The sequence below is a fragment of the Halovenus anhuiensis genome, from assembly GCF_037080055.1.
In the GTDB taxonomy this organism is placed as follows: domain Archaea; phylum Halobacteriota; class Halobacteria; order Halobacteriales; family Haloarculaceae; genus Halovenus.
In genome coordinates, this window is sequence record NZ_JBAOJI010000012.1 from 21,661 (window position 1) to 44,718 (window position 23,058).

At 54.2% G+C, this 23,058-nt stretch carries 21 protein-coding genes; 14 read left to right on the top strand and 7 right to left on the bottom strand.

The genetic code is table 11. The features are described from left to right. The first annotated feature begins 57 nt into the window (after positions 1–57). Entirely contained in the window at positions 58–366 is a 309-nt protein-coding gene (locus tag V8P86_RS17825; RefSeq protein WP_336328641.1) for a HalOD1 output domain-containing protein, read from the top strand. Positions 367–380: 14 nt separating this feature from the next. Here V8P86_RS17825 and V8P86_RS17830 read toward each other — a convergent pair whose 3' ends face one another. Next, a complete protein-coding gene (locus tag V8P86_RS17830; RefSeq protein WP_336328642.1) occupies positions 381–1,040 on the bottom strand; it encodes a DUF7344 domain-containing protein in 660 nt (219 codons plus the stop codon). Between the two features lie 505 nt (positions 1,041–1,545). Here V8P86_RS17830 and V8P86_RS17835 point away from each other — a divergent pair. Next, on the top strand, positions 1,546–2,079 hold the full coding sequence (locus tag V8P86_RS17835) for a DUF7344 domain-containing protein (RefSeq protein ID WP_336328643.1): 534 nt from the start codon (positions 1,546–1,548) through the stop codon (positions 2,077–2,079). A 788-nt stretch (positions 2,080–2,867) separates the two neighbouring features. On the opposite strand, the gene V8P86_RS17840 is transcribed toward V8P86_RS17835, so the two are convergent. Next, positions 2,868–3,149, bottom strand: coding sequence for an ArsR family transcriptional regulator (locus tag V8P86_RS17840; protein ID WP_336328644.1), 282 nt, complete (start codon positions 3,147–3,149; stop codon positions 2,868–2,870). A gap of 478 nt (positions 3,150–3,627) precedes the next feature. On the opposite strand from V8P86_RS17840, the gene V8P86_RS17845 reads away from it, so the two are divergent. Next, positions 3,628–4,581 carry a transcription initiation factor IIB gene (locus tag V8P86_RS17845; protein WP_336328645.1) on the top strand — a complete coding sequence of 318 codons (954 nt, stop codon included), beginning with the start codon at positions 3,628–3,630 and terminating at the stop codon, positions 4,579–4,581. 12 nt (positions 4,582–4,593) lie between these two features. Here the strand turns inward: V8P86_RS17845 and V8P86_RS17850 are convergent, their stop codons facing one another. Beyond that, a complete protein-coding gene (locus V8P86_RS17850) occupies positions 4,594–4,800 on the bottom strand; it encodes a hypothetical protein (protein WP_336328646.1) in 207 nt (68 codons plus the stop codon). A gap of 521 nt (positions 4,801–5,321) precedes the next feature. Between V8P86_RS17850 and ddfA the strand changes: the two genes are divergently transcribed. Beyond that, positions 5,322–5,645: a DdfA family disk-determining factor gene (ddfA, locus tag V8P86_RS17855; protein ID WP_336328647.1), complete on the top strand. Its 324-nt coding sequence runs from the start codon at positions 5,322–5,324 to the stop codon at positions 5,643–5,645. A 7-nt stretch (positions 5,646–5,652) separates the two neighbouring features. Here ddfA and V8P86_RS17860 read toward each other — a convergent pair whose 3' ends face one another. After that, complete coding sequence (locus V8P86_RS17860) at positions 5,653–6,045, bottom strand: DUF5658 family protein (RefSeq protein ID WP_336328648.1); 393 nt, start codon at positions 6,043–6,045, stop codon at positions 5,653–5,655. Between the two features lie 272 nt (positions 6,046–6,317). Here V8P86_RS17860 and V8P86_RS19000 point away from each other — a divergent pair, with 272 nt between their 5' ends. After that, entirely contained in the window at positions 6,318–6,497 is a 180-nt protein-coding gene (locus V8P86_RS19000; protein WP_442909428.1) for a DUF7511 domain-containing protein, read from the top strand. A 191-nt stretch (positions 6,498–6,688) separates the two neighbouring features. Here the strand turns inward: V8P86_RS19000 and V8P86_RS17865 are convergent, their stop codons facing one another. Continuing rightward, on the bottom strand, positions 6,689–7,105 hold the full coding sequence (locus tag V8P86_RS17865) for a DUF7344 domain-containing protein (protein WP_336328649.1): 417 nt from the start codon (positions 7,103–7,105) through the stop codon (positions 6,689–6,691). Positions 7,106–7,444: 339 nt separating this feature from the next. Between V8P86_RS17865 and V8P86_RS17870 the strand changes: the two genes are divergently transcribed. Together V8P86_RS17870 and V8P86_RS19005 are read left to right on the top strand one after the other, a co-directional pair. Continuing rightward, a complete protein-coding gene (locus V8P86_RS17870; RefSeq protein WP_336328650.1) occupies positions 7,445–8,056 on the top strand; it encodes a DUF7344 domain-containing protein in 612 nt (203 codons plus the stop codon). Positions 8,057–8,240: 184 nt separating this feature from the next. Continuing rightward, a complete protein-coding gene (locus V8P86_RS19005) occupies positions 8,241–8,795 on the top strand; it encodes an HTH domain-containing protein (protein ID WP_442909429.1) in 555 nt (184 codons plus the stop codon). 62 nt (positions 8,796–8,857) lie between these two features. Here V8P86_RS19005 and V8P86_RS17875 read toward each other — a convergent pair whose 3' ends face one another. After that, on the bottom strand, positions 8,858–9,205 hold the full coding sequence (locus V8P86_RS17875; RefSeq protein WP_336328651.1) for a DUF7344 domain-containing protein: 348 nt from the start codon (positions 9,203–9,205) through the stop codon (positions 8,858–8,860). Positions 9,206–10,859: 1,654 nt separating this feature from the next. Between V8P86_RS17875 and V8P86_RS17880 the strand changes: the two genes are divergently transcribed. Then, positions 10,860–12,419: a Cdc6/Cdc18 family protein gene (locus V8P86_RS17880; RefSeq protein WP_336328652.1), complete on the top strand. Its 1,560-nt coding sequence runs from the start codon at positions 10,860–10,862 to the stop codon at positions 12,417–12,419. A gap of 550 nt (positions 12,420–12,969) precedes the next feature. Next, the gene (aglM, locus tag V8P86_RS17885; RefSeq protein ID WP_336328653.1) at positions 12,970–14,265 is read left to right on the top strand and encodes a UDP-glucose 6-dehydrogenase AglM; all 1,296 of its coding nucleotides are present in this window, start codon (positions 12,970–12,972) and stop codon (positions 14,263–14,265) included. Between the two features lie 23 nt (positions 14,266–14,288). Here aglM and V8P86_RS17890 read toward each other — a convergent pair whose 3' ends face one another. Continuing rightward, positions 14,289–15,134, bottom strand: coding sequence for a GIDE domain-containing protein (locus tag V8P86_RS17890; RefSeq protein WP_336328654.1), 846 nt, complete (start codon positions 15,132–15,134; stop codon positions 14,289–14,291). Positions 15,135–15,326: 192 nt separating this feature from the next. Here V8P86_RS17890 and V8P86_RS17895 point away from each other — a divergent pair, with 192 nt between their 5' ends. The 5 genes from V8P86_RS17895 (at position 15,327) to V8P86_RS17915 (ending at position 23,030) form a co-directional block, all read left to right on the top strand. After that, positions 15,327–16,994: an ATP-binding protein gene (locus tag V8P86_RS17895; RefSeq protein WP_336328655.1), complete on the top strand. Its 1,668-nt coding sequence runs from the start codon at positions 15,327–15,329 to the stop codon at positions 16,992–16,994. A gap of 106 nt (positions 16,995–17,100) precedes the next feature. Then, on the top strand, positions 17,101–19,620 hold the full coding sequence (locus V8P86_RS17900; RefSeq protein WP_336328656.1) for an efflux RND transporter permease subunit: 2,520 nt from the start codon (positions 17,101–17,103) through the stop codon (positions 19,618–19,620). Between the two features lie 174 nt (positions 19,621–19,794). After that, complete coding sequence (locus tag V8P86_RS17905) at positions 19,795–21,702, top strand: methyl-accepting chemotaxis protein (protein WP_336328657.1); 1,908 nt, start codon at positions 19,795–19,797, stop codon at positions 21,700–21,702. 69 nt (positions 21,703–21,771) lie between these two features. After that, the gene (locus V8P86_RS17910; protein ID WP_336328658.1) at positions 21,772–22,131 is read left to right on the top strand and encodes a thiol-disulfide oxidoreductase DCC family protein; all 360 of its coding nucleotides are present in this window, start codon (positions 21,772–21,774) and stop codon (positions 22,129–22,131) included. Between the two features lie 308 nt (positions 22,132–22,439). Continuing rightward, on the top strand, positions 22,440–23,030 hold the full coding sequence (locus V8P86_RS17915) for an MBL fold metallo-hydrolase (protein WP_336328659.1): 591 nt from the start codon (positions 22,440–22,442) through the stop codon (positions 23,028–23,030). Positions 23,031–23,058: the final 28 nt, after the last annotated feature.

Below are 23,058 nucleotides of genomic sequence, written 5' to 3' on the forward strand. Positions count from 1 at the left end.
TGTAGTAGCGCAAAAGATGGATCGTCATTCTGTAGATAACTGTGTGCTGGTGCCACAATGACTGACAACACTAGAAGCGATCATATCGTGACGGGGTCCGCGGGCGAGAAGCTTGTCCAGACAGATTGGAGTCGATACGAACAACCCGCACTAGGGATTGTCGAGGCGATAGCAGGCATAAAGGATAAACGACCAACTGATCTGCCACCACTCGGCCGCGAAGTCGATGTTGATGCCCTGAATTCACTACTCGGTGCCGACAGTAATGACGCAGAAGTCGGAGTGTCCTTCGAGTACGAGGGATTGCAGGTCACAATCCAACAATCAGGTAGCCTCGTCGTCGAATCGCCCACCCAGGTCCAGTGACGCCGTCTCTCCGATTACTGCCGTAGCGTGAAGGTGTGCCAGACAGCGGCTGCTGTGATACTAACCAACAAGACCAGTAGAACAGCAGATGTCGTCAGTCCGAACTGTGCTCCCCCCGCTTCACCAAGCACGAACAGGCCCCCGCCAAGCACTGCAACGCTCAAATAGAGTTTGTGCCACGGTCTCCGCTCTGAATCCTCTAGATACGGGTCAAGCTGAGCAGCGTTCGGGCCGAGTTCAATCGTCCCTCGGTTTTGATCGAACTCGATAACATCGGTATCATCCATCTTTGGGAGATGGCACTGGTAGAGACCGACATACACTCGTTTGCGCTGTGCCGAGGTGATTGCACGGACGGTCGTGTCGTTTTCCAGAGCAGCGATATGTTCGGCCACCTCGCTCAGCGTCGTCTCGCCACCATTAGCTTTTAGATACCGAATCGTCTCGCGCCGTCGGCTGTTTTTGAGTATCTCGAACGTCTGGTCTAGAGGGAGATCGTATCCAGCTTCTGTATCTGAATTATCCTCCGTACCCGGTGGGTCTGTCCCCGTCGGTACCGTCTGCGGTCGGTCGCCACTCGTAGTCGATTCCTCGCTGGCTTGATCGCCGGGTGTCGGCGTGTCTTCCGAAGACGCTGGGGGGTCGTATCTACTGTGAAGTGTGTGTATGCTCATACGATTTGACGGTCTGTCTGGCTGGTGTGATCGCTGGGGAGGCTTCAACATCCGGTACCACGTGTCTACAGTAGGCGAATATTTCATCCGCACACTGACTTTGTTGGACTCCCACTCACGAGAAAGATGACTGTCATTAACTTTGTTATGCTCCCCCTTGTGAGCTGTTAGCGAGGAAATCGAACCACAGTAACCCACTCATGGGTGTCGATACTGCAATTTCCGCACATCGCGGAGCATCGGGGCGGAAGATCAGATTCTTCGGACATACTAACTAAAACATATCAACTAATTATTTTCCTATCAATGGAGTAATGTGAGGAAAACAAAGTGATGGGGGCAGGAACAGAGGAGATAGCTCTGATAAGAGAATCTTACAAGCCACCTGCAACCACACCATCCCGGGACCGAGAACGAACTGTCGCTGTATCCCATCCAGGTACACAATCGGCTGACGCCGTATCGAGTGGGTAGTTCGGATTTCTCGGCCTATCGAGAATTCATCATGGGTACCACTGAATCTGACCTGTCTCAAGACGTCGTGTTCGATATCCTCAGTAATCCACGGCGTCGGTACGTCCTGTACTACTTGCGAACCAGAGATGAACCAGTTCGACTGACAAAGCTCGCCGAAGAGGTTGCCGCCTGGGAGAACAATACCAATCGATCCGATATCACCGAACAAGAGCGCAAACGCGTGTACGTGTCATTGTATCAAACCCACGTCCCACGGTTAGCAGAAGCCGGCTTGATCGACTACGACAAAGACAGCGGTCAAATCGCCCTCTCCGAGGGGGCCTCTGACATCGATCAGTATCTCGATTCAACCGAACAATCATACCCATGGCAGCGAATTTATGTCGGTCTCGCAATGGCAAGTGCCGGGTTGTTGGCCGGAACCGCTCTCTTTGATTTCTTTCCCGAGTTGATCGCAGCCACGATTGTCATCGTCGCGTTCGTCATGACTGCCGTTATCCAGACAGCCATTCGAATCTGGAATCGAAAATCAGTTCCTGACGAGCTCTCTGAGCCCCGGTAACACTCCAATACGTCCATTACGGGTTGGCTGTGTCACCGGCACAATTTGTTAGGGATAACCGATGCTCGCCAGCAAAGCGGTAAGCACCAATAATATGTGAATCAGAACTCCCTAATCGGACGACTTGATGGTCTCTGAATCGGGGAGAAGTTGCTCCGGTTCTCTGCGAAATACCGGCGTGTTCGCAAATTCCTCGATTCGTTCCATTTCTGATTCGGTAATATGCTGCGTCATCATTGCGAATAAACAGGTACGTATAGATAGTAATTATTCGCCTGATTAAATTTTGCTTACGCGTATGTTGTCACTAGAGACCAATACACATACCCTGAACTTTTCTCTTGATTGGAAAACGTCCCAACATTACAGTCAACAGTGAACGTATATATCCAATAATCGCCACACTGCACAAGTTTATGGGAGAAATACTGATTGTATCCATATTAACAGGCGGTTATCTAGATCCGGGGGAGTCAGTATTGCTGGGTAACGTGGAATGAAGTTACCTACGTTCCAGTTTGTCGGCGTACGTGCTCGAATGTGTCGACAAGTGTAGTCACGTGACTCAATGAAGTGTTTTCGAGAGCAGAGACCAATTCTGTAGTGAGAGCACCACATTGTCGGATCGCACGGAGCGTGGTTGGCCATCGAGAGGTGTATGGTTCAGAACTCATTTCATTTGTCACCAATAACGATGTATCATAAGAGACGACTGGGCGGGGAAGTTAGCATCAGAAGTGTCGACGACTGGTCGTCAATCGTTCGATTTTCACTGTTGGAACGCCAATTCACTCGGTTGCAAGGTTTTCGTTATCGATTTTCTCCCAGAGCTCCTGTCCTCGTTCGGTGAGTCCGTAGACTCGCCCTTTTTTCCGGTCGTCAGAGACGAGGAGGTCGACAAGTGAGCGGTCTCGGAGATCTTGCAACGCTCGCGAAACGTGAGCGATACCGACACTTTCGTCCGTGGCGATCTGTGAAGGCGTCGCAGGCCCAACCGCCAATCGTCGGAGAGCGATGATGCGATACCGTGAGCTGATTACGAACCCAATTTCGTCCCAGTCTGTGCTCATTGTTGGCTTTCCCGTTCTTGAATGTCCGAGCCGTACAGGCAAGTTAAATTCATTCTGTTCTATCTTTGTCATCGACAGCTATCGGTATATCTATTGTGTCCGTTCAATTTTCTATCTCTTTTTAAGAGGATATTATAATAAATAGGGCCAGACTACACCAGATCAACTTCATGCTGTTATTTTCACGTGAGGGACACGGCCTTGCTAATTATACGACAGATCCAGACGAATTGGTAGCGGAACCGACCGGCATGTTCGTGGCTAGCATGGGACGTGTCGAGCACTCAGTCCGCATTCTTCCCATTATATTCCCTCAAAGGAAACGTATTGGTCCGGACCAATCCGCGATGATGGCGGAAGTATAGTCATTATAACAATATCGAAAGCTACCAAGAACTCGATATGGACAAGAGTGGGTCGAACAGCGAACGCTCGCAGACAAAGCCACTGTGCCAGATCATAGGCCAAGGTGAACTCAATGAGCGGTGAGTTTGTCTACACAAACACTAGAGCGGAAACGCAGCAAGAGGTGACAGATGAGTGTCCTGAGTGCGGAAGCGACGCAACCCGATCGGACGATGTGCGAGGGGAAATCGTCTGTGAGGACTGTGGCTGCGTGCTTCGAAACCGAATGATCGATACAGGCGCCGAGTGGTCAGCGTTCACCCACAAAGAAAACCAGCGAAAGTCTCGCGTTGGATCGCCAATGACTCAGATGCTCCACGACAGGGGGTTGACAACGAAGATTGATTGGAAGGACACCGATGCCCATGGAAAGCCGCTCACCCCCCGAAAGAAAGAGACAATGAAGCGGCTCAGAACCTGGCAGAAACGAGTTCGGATCAGCAAGGCTGGCGAGCGAAATTTGCAACTCGCTCTCAGCGAGATCAATCGGATGGCAAGCGCCCTTGGAATCCCGGAACAGGTTAGCGAGCAAGCCTCAATGATTTACCGGGAGGCGCTCGAAAACAATCTGGTTCAAGGCCGCTCGATCGAGGGGGTCGCCTGCGGGAGCCTCTATATTGCCTGCCGAAAACAAGAGATTCCTCGAAGTCTCGACGAATTCGAGGGGATCGCTCGGGTCGATCGGAACGAGATCGCGAGAACGTATCGCTGTCTGATGGCCGAACAAGATCTCGAAATGGAGCCGATCAATCCCAAGCAGTTCGTTCCGCGGTTCTGCTCGGAACTAGATGTCGGAAGGGAAATTCAGCGCCGCGCAATCGAAATTCTCGAAGACGCCAACGAAGCGGGCCTCCACTCGGGCAAATCACCAACGGGGCTTGCGGGGGCAGCTATCTATATCGCGGCGATGCTTTGCGGCAATCGCTGTACCCAGTCGGAGATCGCCGAAGTGTCACAGGTGACTGAGGTGACGATCAGAAACAGATACCAGGAGCAGCTCGCAGTCGTCGACGAAATCGAGGAGTGACCTCTGGTTCTGTTAGCACTGACTATTTAGATCGACGATACTATCATCTGCCGCGACAACGAAAGCCGCATCTTCGAGTTGTGCTTCAGAACTCGGTAGGAAAATGAGTTGATCTGTATCGTCGAGTGCCTCGAACTGTTCCCACTCTGAGAGTTGATATCCGAGATCTAACTTATTATCCGGCTCTGTCGCGACCGATTCCCAATCTTCTCTGGTCATTTCTTCACCTGTGTCGGGCGACTCAGTCTGATTCATCGAACGATTCGACCCTGATCTTCGGTCTGGCTTCTCAGTCATTAGGAGTCCTCACTAGGCTCTGCTTTCTCGTGCATGAACAGGTAACCATCTCCTACTATAATAGCCCTTGTGGCAGTTTAATTTCTTTTTTAGTAGATAAATACTGAAATTCGTTGCGGGATACATGCGGGATGAGTTAACCAGCCCTCGAGTCATTTCGGAGTAAACCTGTGTTTTAGAGAGTCTATACAGAATTTTGGCAACCATTAACAAGATAGAGGTACGGTTCAGAAGGGGCGTGGCTACATGGGAAGTGAATTTCCAGCCAGGAGATGAGACGGAAATCGCTTACTCACCACGGCTCCTCGTTCGAACGTGCGTAGGAGTGGAAGCGCTTGCGACAGTAGATGATCGATTGAAACACAAACTGGCTATCTCAGTTTCGGAGGAAAGCTGATTCACAAAGCTCATACATATACAATACAAGAACCTGGAGAGACGGTATGAAACCCGTAGACAAACAAATAAGTGCCAATAATTCCGAGACGAAGTTCTCCGATACACGTGTGAACAACCACGTCGGCAGTTGGGACGAGACCGATACTGTACCGATTGCCGTGGTTGAGGCCGTTGCCTCGATGACTGGACAGGATGCGACCGAAATGGAACCCCTCGGGGAAGTAGTCGATACGGATGCACTCGACGATCTATTTAAACCTGCGGGGAAAGCAGGTCGAAGTGTGGGAGCAGTCGAATTTGAGTATTCTAACTGTTTGGTACGAGTGTCTGCAGGTGGCCGACTCGAAGTCGCCCCGCTGAACGGATAGTACCCGCTTACCCGAGTGTTACAGCGATCAGGGCTGAATTGACCCCGACCGCAATAGCGGATGGAATCAAGAGGATTACAGGGATCAAGATTGTGGCCCGATCGGGACACAGTCGGCGACAGGAGAGTCCGACTACAACTGCCATCAATTTCAGTCCGAACAATCCCAGCGGACCTGCGCTCTCGAAAGCAACTCTCGCAATTGGATTGCGTTCTCGAAGTCCGAGAGAGAGACCGTGGATAGTGAGCAGCACGTCGACTAGCATCACGACGATTGTGAGAATCCATAGCTTGAACTCGGTACGACCGATCCACCCCGCGACGAGAGAGTCCGGTTCGGCCTCGCCGACTGGGGTCGAATCGGCGTCGGCCGAACCAGAGAAAAGCTGTCGGAGTGACATGTTCAAGACCACGACGGGATGCCGGAACGGATCGACGGGGACCAAGTATCAGCGTTCCGGCGTATGAACACTTAGAGCAGTTTGTACTTTGTTACCAACCACCTTCACCTAGCTCAGACATCCGATCGGCGCACTCTGCGGGGCATAAGAGAATTCAGCAGTGGTATCGTCAACATCGGTGGTTTTCGAGATTTTCTGTGTCTATTTCAGTGATGAGACCCAATTAAACAGTTCATAACAACGGTAGACCGGTCGCGAATACTAACTGTATCATGCCAGACTCAGCGGCATCAGGAAACAGTGAAATTAAACTCGCCTCGCAGGTTGAACAACGACGGAATCAGCCGGACCTCTGTACTATATATCAGTCGAATGGCGATGAAATGCGCAAGATGTCGCGATGGATCACGGCGAAGGGCGATGCATTTATAGATTTAGGATCACGCCGATAAATTCTGCTTCCCTGTACCGAACTGACTGCGATAGATCGTGGACAGTCAGCTACCAATGTCGCAGGAGGTCTAATACACGTTGGTTAGTGATTGGTCTCACACGCGAATCTGCGAACAGTGATCTATTCAAGATGATGCAAGGAGTGGCGCCCGGTGTCTAAATCCGCCATTTTTCTTGGTCGCGTGGTGTCTTAGCCGAGAAGTCGTTCGAGAACTCCTTCAGGTTCGTCGGATTGATCTTCTTCTTCGAAGTAGAGATATTTGAGCAGTCGGTTAGAGCGGTCGTTAAGCGCAACCGTCCCCCGGTCGGAATCGTATTCGATGACGCCAGCGTCGGCCATTTTTGGGAGATGGCACTGGTAGAGACCGACGTACGCGCGTTTTCGTTGCTGGGAGGAGAGTTCGGCAGGGGAGCAGCTACACTCCTGGGCAGCGATATGTTCTGCAAGTTCACCAAGATCTGCTTGACCATCGGTCGAGTCGAGGTAGAGTAAGACCGCCTGTCGACGATCAGCACTCAGTAACTCGAACACTTCCGACTTAGACAGTTCGTATTCACCAGTGGTGGATTTATCCCCGGAAGCCTGCGTGTCGATCGCTTGTGACATTGATACGTTGATTATATTCAGACCAGGCATAATAGTTAGACAGTCTTTATTTCTGTTTAATTGATTATAAATCAACTCCAACCAGTGCCATCAGCCAGTCTGCATGGCGAAATTGATCACAGGACACACGGGCTGTTAGTCGGCTGAGTACGCTTCAATTACTCAGTTTTTATGGATTTTCACCCCGGACCGCTGTCAAAAATAATTGACTACTTTCCAACACAATTTATATATAGCTTAAGATTGTCTTTTTGTATATACATTCCAGCTAATCGAAATGTTAGGAATGACCGGCGTCGGAGCAGGTGTCGTTGTGGATGAAGATTGTGCCGTCGCCTGATGGCGACACAACGGTTCGATGAATACCGGTTTCAACGGCGAGCTGAGTACATCCCGAAAGTGGGCCTCACGAATATGATCAAGACATACGCGGATTCGACCGATCAAGGGGGTAGTGGACCGACAGCAAAGTCACAGTCACTTTCCCTGGACGATCGGTTTGAAATTCTGAAAAACGAGCGCCGACGGATCGTTCTCCAGTATCTGAAGGATGCCGAAGGGACCGTGAAGCTGAACGAACTTGCCAACCAAGTGACAGCAATCGAGAATGACATCAAAGTTGAAGCGATTACGTCAGAGGAGCGAAAGCGGGTTTATGTCGGATTATACCAGTTTCACCTCCCGAAGATGGCTCGGATGGGAGTTGTTGAGTACGACAAAGACCGCGGAGATATTACTCTAACCGAAGTTGGCGATACTCTGTACCAAGAGTACGACTCAGAAGATCCGTCGGACCGAAACGTACAACGGGCCCATTTTATCCTTGGGTTGTTGGGAATCAGCGGCATTATTGGGGGTTTAGTCGCTCAAGCCTGGCTGATAAGTACAATCATACTTGCAATACAGACGGCGATGCTGGTCGTTTTATGGCTTGGTCAGCAGTGGTTTTGACCGACGGGCGTGACCCGAATTAACACAGAGTTGCAATCGGAACACAGAGAACGAACAGTCTGCTTCGATCTGAACGATAGGAATAAGTAGGATCTATCAAAAATAACAGGGAATTATTTCGATAAACTACCATTGTTTATTATACTATATTGGTTGGATAATCAATTGGGGTGCCAGAAAACGAATGCGACAGACAACGCGGGACAACGGAGAGTCAACTTCAGCCATAGCAGAGTGGTGGAATGAGTATGGGAGAAACCACAGGGGAAACAATCATCGAGTGCGCGTGTTTGTTCGATCATTCGCTCCGGCACCCGGCCAGCACGATCGCCACCGTCAGTTGGTGGAAGGGCTCCTGTTCGCGTCCAGCAATGATCTAATTACAGATTACGACGTGACCGTTCTCGGAAATGCTCTTTGTACCTGTGAACACTGTCGAACACTTCCGGAAGCCGAAGCACTTTTTGAAACGGTTGCAACACTCCGGGAATGGCGGTACGAAGAGATGAATCCGATCGGATTTACCAGGCGTCAAGTCTCGTCGTCTCTGACCGGCGACCGTCATGAGATTCTTATCCCACCTGAGATTTCGCTAGGGGTATATGTCGACGGGTCGCTGGCAGGGGTGTTCCCGTGCGCAACTGAAACAGAAACGTATCGGCCGGAAAGATATGTCGAAGACTTGCTCAATGTCCAGCACAGAGCCATTACCGACGAGGGAGTAACTCATACTGGCTAGCAAGGTCGGAGAGCCCATCGGTATCCACACGAGTCGGATTTAATAGATCATTTGGGTGGAACTCACGATTCGGCGACTTCGGCGAGTCGTTCGCGCTGCAGAAGTGCAACTTTGAGATACGGGGCGGCGAGCGCTGTCTTTTCTGTAGATTGGATAATCTGACGCTCCATATTGTACATTATAAAACCCTCTTCCTCGAGATGAGGCAGATGAGTATGTGTGAGGTTGATCGTCACCTCCTGGCGAAACTTTTCTTCAGATTGTTCGGTGTCAGTCACTTGAACTACGTAATCGACAATTTCGCTCATCGTGACGTAGCCCTCCGAACGGAGAAGATACGTCAGAACGTACCGGCGTCCAGGGTGAGAGAGAACTGAGAACACCGAGTCGATCGTGCCGTTACGATCCATACTCGACTCGGTTATCGTCTCATGGATAAGTGTTCGAACAGCTGTTCGTTCAGCCTCCGACATGAGTTCGGACAGGTGCTGCTCTGATTCTGATACTGATTGGGATTGGTTCTTATCCATTATTTTGTTTCGTGGTGTATTCGGCGGGGATCGGATCCTAGCTCGGTTGTGATTGTATCACACTCCCCAGACCTATTCCAATCATGTGGTGTGAGTAACTTGAATGCTCTTACAGATTGCTGAGGAATAGTTACAATCACAGTCGAATTACCTCTTGATTGTCTCTAGTTGCTCAGGATAACACTGATAGGATGGACTGTGAGAGCGATTCACGCCGAGCGACTGAGGAAGCTCTCCTCGAGAGCGTTTCATATTTTCACCTCGTGGAGGGAAGACATTGTTATACATCGTATACAGAGTTTTGCCGCGAGTTGGTCTGTTGCTTGCGGACTGTTCGAAGCAGAAAGTTGTACATAATTAATAATTAGGAATGTAGTGGTACTCATGGTATGTACGAAATCATCTGCCATCAGTGTGGTCAGATCGGATTTCACCCGTCACGAACTGGTGCCGAATCACGAGCAGACGTGCACTACGACGAATTTGCACACCAATGCCGGATTATGAGTATGGCTGAGTCATAAAGGAGACTAGTGCTTCACCAGTTTCAGGTAGAGTGAATGTCGACCCCTCCCCCCCCACTTTTTCATACCAAACGGCTCGAAGAGGGGAGGGGGTGTGAGAGTCAGAAATATTTGCAGTGATACGGAAGATTAGGGCGGACATCGGGATTGTCGAGAAGGTCTGAGACTAAAGAGAGAACCCGAGAAACCGCCAGAGACGTGGCTTAAGCGAGAAAAAAGAAAGAACAAAAAGAACAGAGAGAGTCCGTTCCGGCGTTTACGATTCTAAACAGACCAAGCACTGGAATAATTGAAAGAGGGCGTAGTGCAGAGAGACTAATCGCACTAATAGACTCATACGCACTAGCAAGTATAGAAACTAAAAGTAAACTAAATCCTGACTAGTACTAGACTAGAATTAGATTGGAACTATACTAAAACTAGACTAGAACTAGACTAAGGCAAGTGTAATAATACAACTTAACTCTTGTGTAAAAGGATAATCTTTCTTTCTTCTGCAACAGTCCCAATATACAGATATTACCCTCATCAATCCCTCTTAATCTAACTTTCGAATCTACCGCTCAGATATTTCTCCTTTTTTTTCTTCTATTTATAATATACCAGTGTAATTATTGCCGCCTCTCAGTTTTGCCATTACTCCTGAGGCCAGTTTGGTATGAAAAAGTGGGGGGAGGGGGGTTATAAAAACTCAGTTGCAGCTCTTCTCGAAGACAGCTTCGGTGATGGTACTCGTTTCGCACTCAATCGTCAACTATGACCAAACTGGGTCCTTGCTTTGATCGTACCGTAGTTTCACTCGGTAATCATCAATTAACCTTCTCCCTCTTCCGATCTGGGATGAAACGGTGGGGAGTGGTAGTTACATTCTAACCGGCTTGGGATGAAATAGTGGGGGGTGGGGTATTTATACTAACGCCGTGGAATGAAAAAGTGGGGGTTGGGATGAAAGGAATGAAAGGAATGAACTAGTGGTTTTATATTTGTCCGGTCTCCCATCTTAGGGTAAGATGACGTTCACCCGAACCGAAGAGTCGCCGTTTGCCAACTCGGAGGTTCTCGCGGAGGATTACATCCCAGAACGTGTCCTCGGTCGAGACGATGAGCTCGATGAGATCAGTGAGGTCTTCCAGCAAATCGTTGATAACGAACAGCCAGTTAACGCCTTCATATACGGAATTAGCGGGACAGGCAAGACTGTTTCTGTAAAATTCAAACAACAGCAACTCGAGACTGCTCTCCAGCAGTACAACGATGTCCACGCGACGTTTATTTACCAGAACTGTGAATCACTCAGCAGTTCCTATCAGGCCGCGATTGCAATTGCTAACGAGTTTCTCTCTGATCCTGCTTACGACTATCTTCACCGGCAACTCGAAATTGGGCGTGAGACACTCCCGGGTTCGGGACTCCCGAAAGAACGAGTCTACGATATCGTCTTCGAGACTCTAGATCGGTTGACCTATCGGAATACGACCTACAGGCACACGATCAAAGAACAGTACGACGAAACGGTAAAATCGAACATCGAAGCCACAATCGGGAGAGAGCTTCCCAGTCGACTCTCCGGTGAAGACATCGCAACGAGTGTTCTTGATGATGCTGGGTACTCTCTATCCGCCCGTGAACGAGAACAAATTGTCGATCTCTTCCATGAAGAGTATGACCTCCAGCCGCCGGATGCGGTGACGGACTACGTGACGGTGATCCTCGACGAAGTGGATCGGATCGGAACGAGAGACGAACTCCTCTACGAAATTCCGCGGAGCCGCAACACCGGACGCGTCGAAAATATCTTACCCTCGGTAATCGGGATCAGCAACGATATCGGGTACAAAGAAAGTATCCAGTCGAAGACTGACTCCTCGCTCCGCCTGAAAGAGATCACATTCAAAAAGTACGACGCCTCCCAACTGAGAGAGATTCTCAGCCAACGCGCGTCGAAAGCGTTCAAAGATGGTATGATCGACGAAGAGGCTATTCCGCTTGCCGCTGCCTTTGCCCGGAAGCAGGGAGGTGACGCCCGCTATGGAATTGACCTGTTACAGAAAGCCGGAATGAAAGCAAAAAAAGACGAGGAAGGGACTGTTTTGCCAGAACACGTCCGATCTGCCCACGAGGAGAAAGAACGCGACAGGGTCTACGAAGTGACCGACGATCTGAGTGATCAGGAAAAGCTCGTTCTCGCTGCGATCATGTACCACGACCTTCGCGACGAGACGCCCATCTCCCGAGCTGATCTCTATCCCACTTACAAGCGGTTCTCCGGGAGCCTGCTCAATAACTCGAACGTCCCACGGCGCGTCGCGGACTATCTGAAGGAGATGTCTCAACTCGGTCTCGTTGATCGACAGGACGCATACAAGGGACCGGGTGAATCTGGATTCAAATACGCCCTCGAGAAGGTCGAGTACAACATGATCATTCAAATTCTCGGAGATACGAACCCAACGTCGGGCAACGCTGACAACCTCCTCCCCGTCGAACTCGTCGATACGTTCGACTCTCAGGGAACAGAGGATGGCACGTCGCCACAGCAGGCTGGTCTCGATAGCTGGGAACGATCTTGATAGCTTCCCTCGATAATTACGCGGTTCTCATCGTACGTTTGATAACTGGGTGTCGGTACTGTCTTTACTTGTGTCCTGATTCCGGCTGCTCAGAAATCTATTTTCTCGAACTCGACTCGCCATGGTCGCCGGACAACTGCTCTCTCCGGTTGACTTGTGAGTATATAACACCGCTAGATTCTCTCTGGAACAGCCGCCCCCTCGCGCAGCTATCTCGGGAATGTTTAACCAACATTGGAGAGAAATCCTCACTATGTTGGTTAAGAACTCTCGATGGTGTGAGCTGGACAACCGCCCCCTTGGCTCTGACAAACGACTGTAGCGTCCCGTGATGAGTAGCGACGGGGCACATGGGAGTTCGCCGCTTAGATACCAAACCACAGCATCGAAGACGGAGCACTGTCCCAACTTGGCTCAAACGACCACCCTGCTCAGGGTTTGAGTGATCCAAACCCGATAACCTCACTGGCGTATCTATACTCTCAAAGAAACCGCCAGCAGAAATCCCAAACACAACGTTTCAAGAGAATGCTGGTAATAGGGGAGAGTAATGCAAGTCAGTATTGTCGGGAGCGGCTACGTCGGAACGACCGTCGCGGCGTGTCTCGCCGACATGGGCCACGAAGTGTACAATATCGATATCGACGAAGGTGTCGTCGAGCAAATCAACGACGGGCAGTCGCCGATCCACGAACCCGGACTGGATGCGCTCGTCTCGGCGTACGGCGGGTCGACACTGCAGGCCACGACCGACTATGATGCGATTACCGAGACGGATCTGACGATGCTCGCGCTCCCGACGCCAAACGAAGCTGACGGGGGTATCGATCTGAGCGCGATGAAAGCCGGCATCGAATCTGTCGGAAACGCCCTGCGTGAGAAAGACGGCTACCATCTCGCCGTCGTCAAGAGTACGGTCATCCCCGGGACAACGGAGACGGAACTCAAACCGATTCTCGAATCTGCCTCCGGCAAGACCGACGGCGACGAGATTGGACTGGCAGTCAATCCCGAGTTCCTCCGGGAAGGCTCCGCCGTCGACGACTTCATGGAACCGGATAAGATCGTCGTCGGGACCGACGGTGACACGCGCGCGCTCGATCTACTGGCCCGACTCTACGAGCCAATCGTCGCAGACTGGGACATCCCCGTCGTCGAGACGGGCCGGCCCGAGGCCGAGATGATCAAATACGCCAACAACGCCTTCCTCGCCTCGAAGGTCAGTCTGATCAACGATCTCGGGAACATCTGCAAGGAGTTCGGCGTCGACTCCTACGAGGTAGCCGATGCAATCGGGATGGACGACCGGATCGGCGAGCGGTTCCTCCGAAGTGGGGTCGGCTGGGGCGGAAGTTGCTTCCCGAAAGATGTCGACGCCATCCGTCACGCTGCACGCGAAGCTGGCTACGAGCCCCAGTTGCTCGACGCCGCCGTCTCGGTCAACGACCAACAACCGGAACGTCTGCTCGAATTGCTCGACGACCACGTCGACGTATCGGGCGAGCGAGTCGCAGTACTCGGCCTCTCGTTCAAACCTGGAACAGACGACATCCGCAACTCCCGAGCGATCCCGGTGATCGAGAGACTACTCGACCGCGGTGCCACGGTCGTCGGCTACGACCCGGTCGCGATGGATGAAATGCGCGAACAGTTCCCCGACATCGAGTACGCTTCGTCCCCCGACGAAGCCCTCGACGGGGCGTCGGGCGCCGTCGTCGTCACGGACTGGGACGAATTCGCCGCTCTCGACGAGGAGTTCGACGCGATGGCCCAGCCGGTGATCGTCGACGGAAGACGAATCATCAGACGTCGCGAGGGAGTCACCTACGAGGGGCTGACCTGGTAAGGTCCCGGATCGCTCACCGCCCGTCAGGTCAGCACCGCCAGATATAGCGCACGGCCACCCACTGCCATCAGAAGCGCTCCAATAATTGTTCCAGTTACGAACTGGACGAAGTGCCGTCGAACGACATCTGATTCAGTTCCGCGACTGATCATGTACCGGTCGTCAGTGTCCGACTTGGCCACTGTCGCGTCGACGGCGCTTCCCCACTCTTCGGGGACGCTCTGGACCGCTGCACCCGTTACATGGACTGTCTCTTGTGGTTCCAGTCGCGCCTCTCGGTACTTGACCGCGCTTTCCTCGTCGTCCCACGTTTCGAGTGCACTGTCGAAATTTGTGTCCCGTTCGCCGAGTGCAGCGAGTCGCTCTTTGATCTCTTCAGAGAGAGATTCTCCTTCCTCGATTCCGTGGACAACCTCACCCATGTGGCCGGTGATATCGAGGTTGGCCTCTTCCGGTTCGACGACGACGCGGGCGCCGCCATCGGCGACGGCGAACGGCTGACGGATCTCGTCTGATTCGGCCAGTCCCCATCGTTTCTCAGTGTCTGCTGGATTCCGGTGATCTTCGTCGAAATAGATCTCGGCCTCGCCGTCCTCGGAGAATCGGGACATCTTCTCCATCCAGATCTGACAAATGAACGCTTTTTCACCGGAAAACGGTGCTTCGAAGGCCTCTCCGTCTGCCGGGCCGACGACCTGTCCGTCGAACTCGACGGCACCCTCGGCCTGCGGGACCTCCCGGACTGCCATCGCGGCGTTGCGGTACAGCGAGATCGCCCAGAAAAACCGCCGCACCCCGGCGACGAACAACCCCAGTCCGAACAACGAGAACACGACTCCGATCACCACTCCATCGAGAGCAATTGCCATCTGCTATCTCCTCCTCGGTAACTCGCTCAACCGCCGCTCAATAGTGTGGGTGACACACATACTCGTGCGTAGTGAGAGCGGACTGTATCAAACTATTCCTCTGCGTATCAACAACTGAAATACTCGCAGAGTGGCCCACGCTGCCACCTCGTCGTTTTTTGTATCTGGTAATAAAACAGTTCTCGCAACCAGATGACCGCCCTCCCTGTTGCCCTTGATCTGTCGAGAATCGTCACCGCTCTCCTCGTCGTTCTGGTCGCCGGCTATGCCGCCAGGTATCGCGGATCCCCCGTGGCTGATGCGTTCCTGTGGTCACTCCTGAGCCTGTCTCTGTGGGCCGTTTTCCTTCTGGTGCCGGGGACGTTCTTGCTCCCCTCGGGGCCGTCTGTGTGGGGCTGGACTCTGGTAGAACTGAGTCGAGTCGCCACGAGTCTCATCGCCCCGGTCCTGTTTTACGTCTACGTCCGCCTCTACACCGGTCACAACCGATACACCGAGCGCCGAAAGATCGGAATTCTGCTCGCACCCCTTGGCGGAGCAATCCTCCTCGTCGCGTCGGTTCTCTTTGCCCGTGATCTGCTCCCCTCAGTCGTTCTCGGTGTCATCCCGGCGACCATCGTCTTGGTCTATCTCTACGTGACCGCTCTTCTTCTGCTTGCGGTGTATCTCCTTGTCAGACTCTCTCAGCGCTACAGAGAGGTTTCGACGGCACAGGTTGCGAGCCTCGCGGTCGGCGTGGTGGCTCCCTACGTGTTCGTGTTCGTGAACAGCCTCACCGAACCGACCGAAGGCGGCACCACCGTTAGCCTCCTGCCGGTCGATACCTCGTTCGTGGGATTTCTGATCGCCGCCGTTGCAGTCACCTACGCAATCCGCTCCTATCCCCTCTTTCGACCGCTCCCAGGTGCCGAGTACATCGCTCGCGAGGAGGTGATCGAAAACCTCGCAGACGGAATTGTCATTCTGGACCGCGACGAGCGGATCATCGACCTGAATGCGACAGCCTTGCGGATCGCACAGCACGCCGACGACTCCCCAATCGGCCGCCCCATCGCATCCGTGTTCGAGAACCTGTCTCGCCTGCCGCCCGGCAGCGTCAGGCGTGTCGACCTCCAGACGCCGGACGGGCCCCGACAGTTCGAGGTGACAGCCACTCCGATCCAGACTGGCGAGGACGGCTCAGCCGGTACGACTGTCCGGTTTCGCGACATCACCGAGCGAAAAACTCGAGAACAACAACTCCAAGTACTCACCCGTGTCCTTCGGCACAACCTGCGAAACGACCTCGATACGGCGCTTGCCTACACGAACGAGATAGCGGATCCCGAGATCAGAGCCCGCCTGCGGTCGCAGGTTGAGGGGCTGTTGGCGATGGGCGAGAAAGCCCGCGATGTCGAAGCGGTCCTCTCGAAAGCGAACGAGTCCCGCTCGGTGATCGCGCTCGACGATCTGATTCAGACCGTCGCAGAGCGGGTCGAAGGGGAGTACGAAGGTGTCGACATCGAATGCCCAGATGACGTGAGCGTCTCGATACGCTCGCACCGAGAGCTTCTGGATCGACTGCTAACTGAACTGATCGAGAACGGAATCGAACACAACGACGACCCGTCGCCACGGATCACGATCGCCGTCGAATCGCCAACCGAGGACACTGTCGAGATAGAAATCGCGGACAACGGCCCTGGCATCCCCGACCACGAACGCCAAGTCATCGAGTCAGGTGGTGAGACGCAACTCGCTCACGGCGCGGGTCTTGGCCTCTGGCTGTCGAACTGGATCGCCGAATCGCTCGGCGGCGAACTCCTGTTCCCCTCGGACCGGCCGGGCGGAGTGGTCGTTGTCCGTCTGCAGTCTGTTTAGCCACGATCATCGACTGGGTCTGTATAACTAGTCGTGAATGTCTGGGTCGTCTGGATAGCTAGCATCCATTACCAGGGAACTAGCTATTGTGCTTTCTAACATACCGATGCGACACGTCTTAGAACGAATCATCAACTTCGTCACGGAACACAATCGGATCACCCTCGTGGTGATGCTGGTTCTCACAGGTGCAGTCGTCGGAGGAATCACACAGCTAGATACGGCGAGTCAGGCAGGCGCGTCGCCCGATCAGTTCGAGAACAACGACCGGGTGCAGACGCAGCAGTACATCCAGCAGCAGTACACAAACAGTTCGGAACGTCGACAGAATCGGACGATACAGACCGTCTACGTCTGGGACGAGGACGGTGATGCGCTCTCGAAGGAGTCGTTGTTGGCCGGCTTGCAGTACCAGCAAGATATCAGTACCGACGAGGACGTGCAGGCCGCGTTGCACGACGACGGTGTACGCGGAATCGAGAACCTCGTCGCGATGCGGGCGGCCGGTGATACGAACGCCACGCTCGACGAGCAGTTGCAGGCACTGGAGAACGCGAGCGCAGCGCAGGTCGAAGAGCTAGTGGGCAAGGTCATTTCGGAGGATCCGCGTGCCCAGCAGTTCCTCCCGACCGACCACGGTGAGGAAACCTCTTCGACAGATCGACGGATGCTCGTCGCGCTCGACACAGGCCCCGACACCGACGAGGAAACGCGGGAGGACGCGAACAGCGCACTCTACGAGACGACTCAGGAGTACTCGGAGGCTGGACTGTTCACGCTGACCGACGAGTCACTCCGGGATGCGAGCCAGCACTTCTTTGGCGAGATGGTCGAACTCGTCTTGCCGATTGCGTTGCTGGTCATTCTGAGTATCCTCGTGTTCGCGTACCGCGATCTGATCGACGTAATCGTCGGGATGACTGGCGTCATCCTCTCCGTGTTGTGGACCTTCGGGCTGTTGGGCTGGCTCGGGGTCGAAGCAGGAACGATGATGATCGTTCCGGTGGTGTTGATCTCAGGGCTGAGCATCGACTTCGGTTTCCACATCTTCAACCGGTATCGAGAACAGCGCGGGCCCGACGATGGCATTCGCGAACCGATGAACCGCGGCGTTCGGCTGGTCACGACGGCGCTGATTCTCGTGACGATCACCGCTTCCATCGGCTTCCTGGCGAATCTCGCCAACCCGCTGGCAGTGATCCGTGATCTCGGTGTGAGTATTACGCTCGGGGTAATCTCTGCGCTGGTGATCTTCACGACGGTTGTGCCGGCACTGAAAATCAGCATCGACGGTCTGCTCGAACGGATCGGCCTCGACCGCCGGAAAGCAGCACTCGGCCACGGGACGTACCTCCGGCCGGCACTCGAAGGAAGCGTTACGCTCGCACAGCGTGCCGCTCCGGTCGTGCTCGTCCTCGCGGTAGTTATCGGGGGTCTCGGAGGGTTGGCGTGGACCGAACTCAGCGAGGAGAGCTACCAACAGTCCGACGGCGAGGTCGCAGAGTGGAAACAACAGCTTCCGGGGCCGCTGGGCTGGGAACCCAGTACGGTGCTTCAGCAACAACAACACGTCGAAGCGGCTTACCAGCCCGCCAACGCCGACGACGCGATACAATCCCAAATTCTCGTCGTGGATGGAGTGACCAGTGATAGCACGCTCGAAGACATCGACGCCGGCGTCGAACAGATCGAAAACGAAGGGCTGGTGGTCACCCAATCCGGTATCCCGGCGGAACGGTCCCCCCTGACTGCGATGGAACGCGTGGCCGAACAGAACGAGAGTTTCGCCGCCGTGCTCGATGAGCACGACACCAACGACGACGGCATTCCCGACGAGGACCTGGAAGCAGTGTACGACGCCTTCTACGCAGCGGACAGCGGAACTGCCGAGCAGGTCGTTGAGCGGACGGACGGCGAGTACCGCTCGGTGCTGGTCACCCTCTCGCTGACTGCCGACTTCTCCGAAGCGAGCGAAGTCGTGCCGGAACTCGACGCTGGAGCCGACAGGATGGAAGGAGACGGCCAGCGAACGGCGACCGCCGCAGGATCGCTCGCGATCAACGATGCCGTCCTCGACGGGATCATCGACGGCATCGTTCTGACGATGGTCATCGCGCTGCTGGCTATCGCAGTGGCGCTGATCGCAGTGTTCTGGTCGATGCACGGCAGCGCCACTCTCGGTGCCGTCGTGGCCGTCCCGATCACGCTTGTTGTCGGACTGGTTATCGGCGGCATGTTCCTGTTGGACATTCCGCTGACGCTGCTGACGGCACTGCTGATGAGTCTCGTCATCGGTCTGGGGATCGACTACAACATCCACGTCGGTGATCGGTTCGCGGATGAACTCGACGCCGGGAAGAAACCCGTCGAAGCCCTGAACGCTGCGGTTACTGGAACGGGCGGGGCCTTGCTCGGGAGCACCCTCACCTCTGCCGGTGCCTTCGCCACTATTGCACTCGTTCCGCACCCGCAACTGCAGAGTTTTGGCACCATCGTCGTCATTGCGCTGGTTACGTCGTTCCTCGTGAGTCTGATCGTGCTGCCGAGTCTGCTGCTGTTGTGGTCTCGGTACACCGACGACACCGTTCACGTTGCACCTGAGGCCGAACCGACCCCACAGGACTGATCGGTCACGAACAATCCACCTCCCTCGCACAGATCTTTCTTTTGGGTTGTAGCTCAGGTTCTACTGTGTCTCACAAATTTACTCAGGTTTGCCTGTCTAATACAGAGGCTGAAGGTTATCAAACGTTGAATTTAGCGCGTTAATCTTATGAACGATCTTATCTAGAGTGTGAGTATGTCAGAGGGGATAACCGATTCAGACAAGCCAGTTTCAGGGGGTGCAGAGTCACTCCGTGAGTTTTTGAGATACATTCCCAGCGGCAAGACGATTCCCGAAGAGGTCTGGCAGAGTCGCCATCGGGGTATCCTGCTCGTTCACTTCGCACACATTCCGTTTTTGCTCGCGCTCGGACTGTTCTCCGGGACAGAGACGCTCGTCACCGGGGCAGAGATCCCCGAGACTCCGCTGTGGCGGGTGTCCGCACAACTCGCCGTCCTTGCCGTACTCGGGTTGTTGGCGGCGTATTCTGGGTTTAGTCGCCGCTCACGCACGGCGTTCAGTTCCGCCGGCGTGATCGCCTCCTCGACTTCGCTCGTGTTTCTGTCGGGAGGGTTCATCGAGGCGCATTTCCACTTCTTCGTGGCGATCATGGTGCTGGCGCTGTACGAGGACTGGCTCCCTTTCGCGATCGGAATCGGGATCGTGGCGCTGTCACACTCGGTATTCGGCCTGATCAATCCAGCGCGTGTGTACAACCACATCGCCGCCATCCAGCGCCCGTTCGTCTGGGGCATCATCCACGCGGTGTTCGTTCTGGCGGGGGCAGCCGCGCTGACAGTAAACTGGTACTCGACGGAACGGTCTCGGGAACGAGTCCAGCAGCAACTCGCCGAAGTCGAGCAGACCCGCAGCGAAATCGACGATCTCGAAGCCAAGCAGAACGAACTGGAACAGGCCAAACTGGAGGCCCAGCGCGCCAAAGCCGACGCCCAGAAAGAACAGAAACGAGTTCAGGAGCTAAATGAGCGCCTCGAATCGAAAGCCAACGAGTTCAGCGCCACGATGGCGAAGGCCGCAGACGGCGACCTGACAGTCCGTCTCGATCCTGAAAGCGAAAGCGAGGCGATGACACAGATCGCTGAATCGTTCAACGAGATGATGGACGAGACGGAGACCGCAATGTCGGAGATCCAGTCGTTTGCCGAGGAAGTCGACACGACGAGTGAGAGCACCGATATCGGGATGCGAGAGGTCCAGGAGGCGAGCGCCGACGTCAGCGAGTCGATCCAAGAGATTGCAGGTGGTGCCGACGACCAGCAAGCGAAACTCGATCAGGTGACCGAAGAGGTTACGGATCTGTCGGCAACGATTGAGGAAGTCGCGGCCTCGGCACAGTCGGTCGCGGAACGATCCACGCAGACGGCAGCCGTCGCCGAGGAGAACGAACAAATCGCCGAGCAAGCGATCGAAGACGTGCAGGCAGTCAAACGGACAGTCGATACCACCGCCGAGAACATCAGACAACTCGACGAGCGGATGGACGAAATCGGGGAGATAACCGGACTGATCACGGATATCGCCGAGCAGACGAATATGCTCGCGCTGAACGCCAACATCGAGGCAGCCAGAGCAGGCGGTGATGGGAGCGGTGAAGGGTTCGCGGTGGTTGCGAACGAAGTCAAAAGCCTCGCGGAAGAGACCCGTGACGCTGCCACCGAAATCGAACAACTCATCGAGCAAACGCAGGCACAGACCAAGACGACCGTCGAAGAGGTCGAAGGTGCCACCGGCCGAATCGACGAGGGTGTCGATGCCGTCCAGTCCGTCGCCGACTCGCTCGAGACGGTTCGAGAGAATGCAGCCGAGACCGACACGGGAATCGCGGAGATCAGCGAAACGACAGACGCCCAGGCCGCAAGCGCCGAAGAAGTGACCGCGATGGTCAGAGAGGTGTCTTCGATTGGACAGGAAATCACGGAGGAGGCCGCGAGCGTCTCCGCTGCCGCCGAACAGCAGTCGGCGTCCGTGACCGAAATCTCCGACGGGGTGTCCGCACTCAGTGAGCAGGCCGACCGGCTACAGACGCTTATCTCTGAGTTCCGCGTTTCGGCCAGGGCCCCCTCATCGACGGCCTCGCAGTAACTGTACCCAGGGTCGATCTGGTTCCCACTCTGGAGCACACTCAAGTAATTGGAACATAACTTCAGATATATGGCGACGCCACGGCTCGTGTACGACGACGACTGCGGATTTTGTATGTACGCAGTTCGGTGGTTTCTCAAATTGGGCGACTTTGAACCGGTTGGGTTCGCCGACCTCACTCCCGACCAGCGGGCCCGCCTCCCGACTGAATACGAGGACTGTATGCACCTGCTGACCGACGATGCCGTCTACTCGTGTGGCGAAGCTGTCGAACAGTGTCTGGTCCGGTGCGGACTGGTGGGTCGCGGTGCTGCCGGACTCGCTCGTCTGTTCCCCTATTGGGAGAGCATCCGGGAACGGGGCTATCGATTTGTGGCCGACCGACGTGCAATCTGGGGACGATTTCGATCCTGCCCGGATGTCGACTGAACTGTCTACAACCAAATACAGTGTATACACTCTTTCTGGTGACTCCACGGATCCACGAGAAATCTTAACCAACGAACCGTGCTTACCTTTGTCCGTTGGTTAAGAGCTCTCTAACTCTCTCCCGTCTTTCTTCGATGGCCCTCTTGATACCGGGTACCGTGATCTGTGCTGCCCACCATTGCAACCTGGCTTGATTTCCCGACAATCCGGTTTTCCAGACCACTGAGGCTCACCGCCAGGTAACCCTGGGACACGTCTGACACAACTCTGGGGCGACTTTCTTAAACCCTGGCCGCGGTATGTCGGGTATGGACTACGAGCGGTTCGAACTGTTTCAGCCACACTACGGAACGGTGAACGTCTATCGGATCGGGGAGACGTTGATCGATACTGGTCACCCGTGTCAAGAGTCACGTAACTCGATTCGACAAGCCCTCGATGGCTCGCTAGACGGAATCGAACGGATCGTTCTCACTCATCCGCATATCGACCACGTTGGTGGGTCCCTGACTATCGACCGCATTACTAATCTTCCGCACACAGTTTTCACTGGTTCGGACGAACTTCTCACGAAGTTCGACGAGTATCTCCGCGACGCTCGAACGGAGATGGCTGAGTTCTCTTCGGGACTGACCGAGGGAAAACCAGAGGCAGACGACCGCTACTTTCCGATCGATGTCTCGTACGCGACCGATTCGGTAAATCTCGACCGAGTCGTCACAGATGGGGATACGATCACTCTCGGTCCTTACGACTGTGAAGTCGTCCACACCCCGGGACACTCACACCAACACATGTCGCTGTATCACGAGTCCTCCGGTGTGATGCTCTCTGGAGATATTGTCTCGACGTGCTGGCGATCTGTTCGAGTTGCTGTTCGTACTGCTTTCTGTCCGTGATCTCTCGGAAGACGAGTGCCTCTGCTCG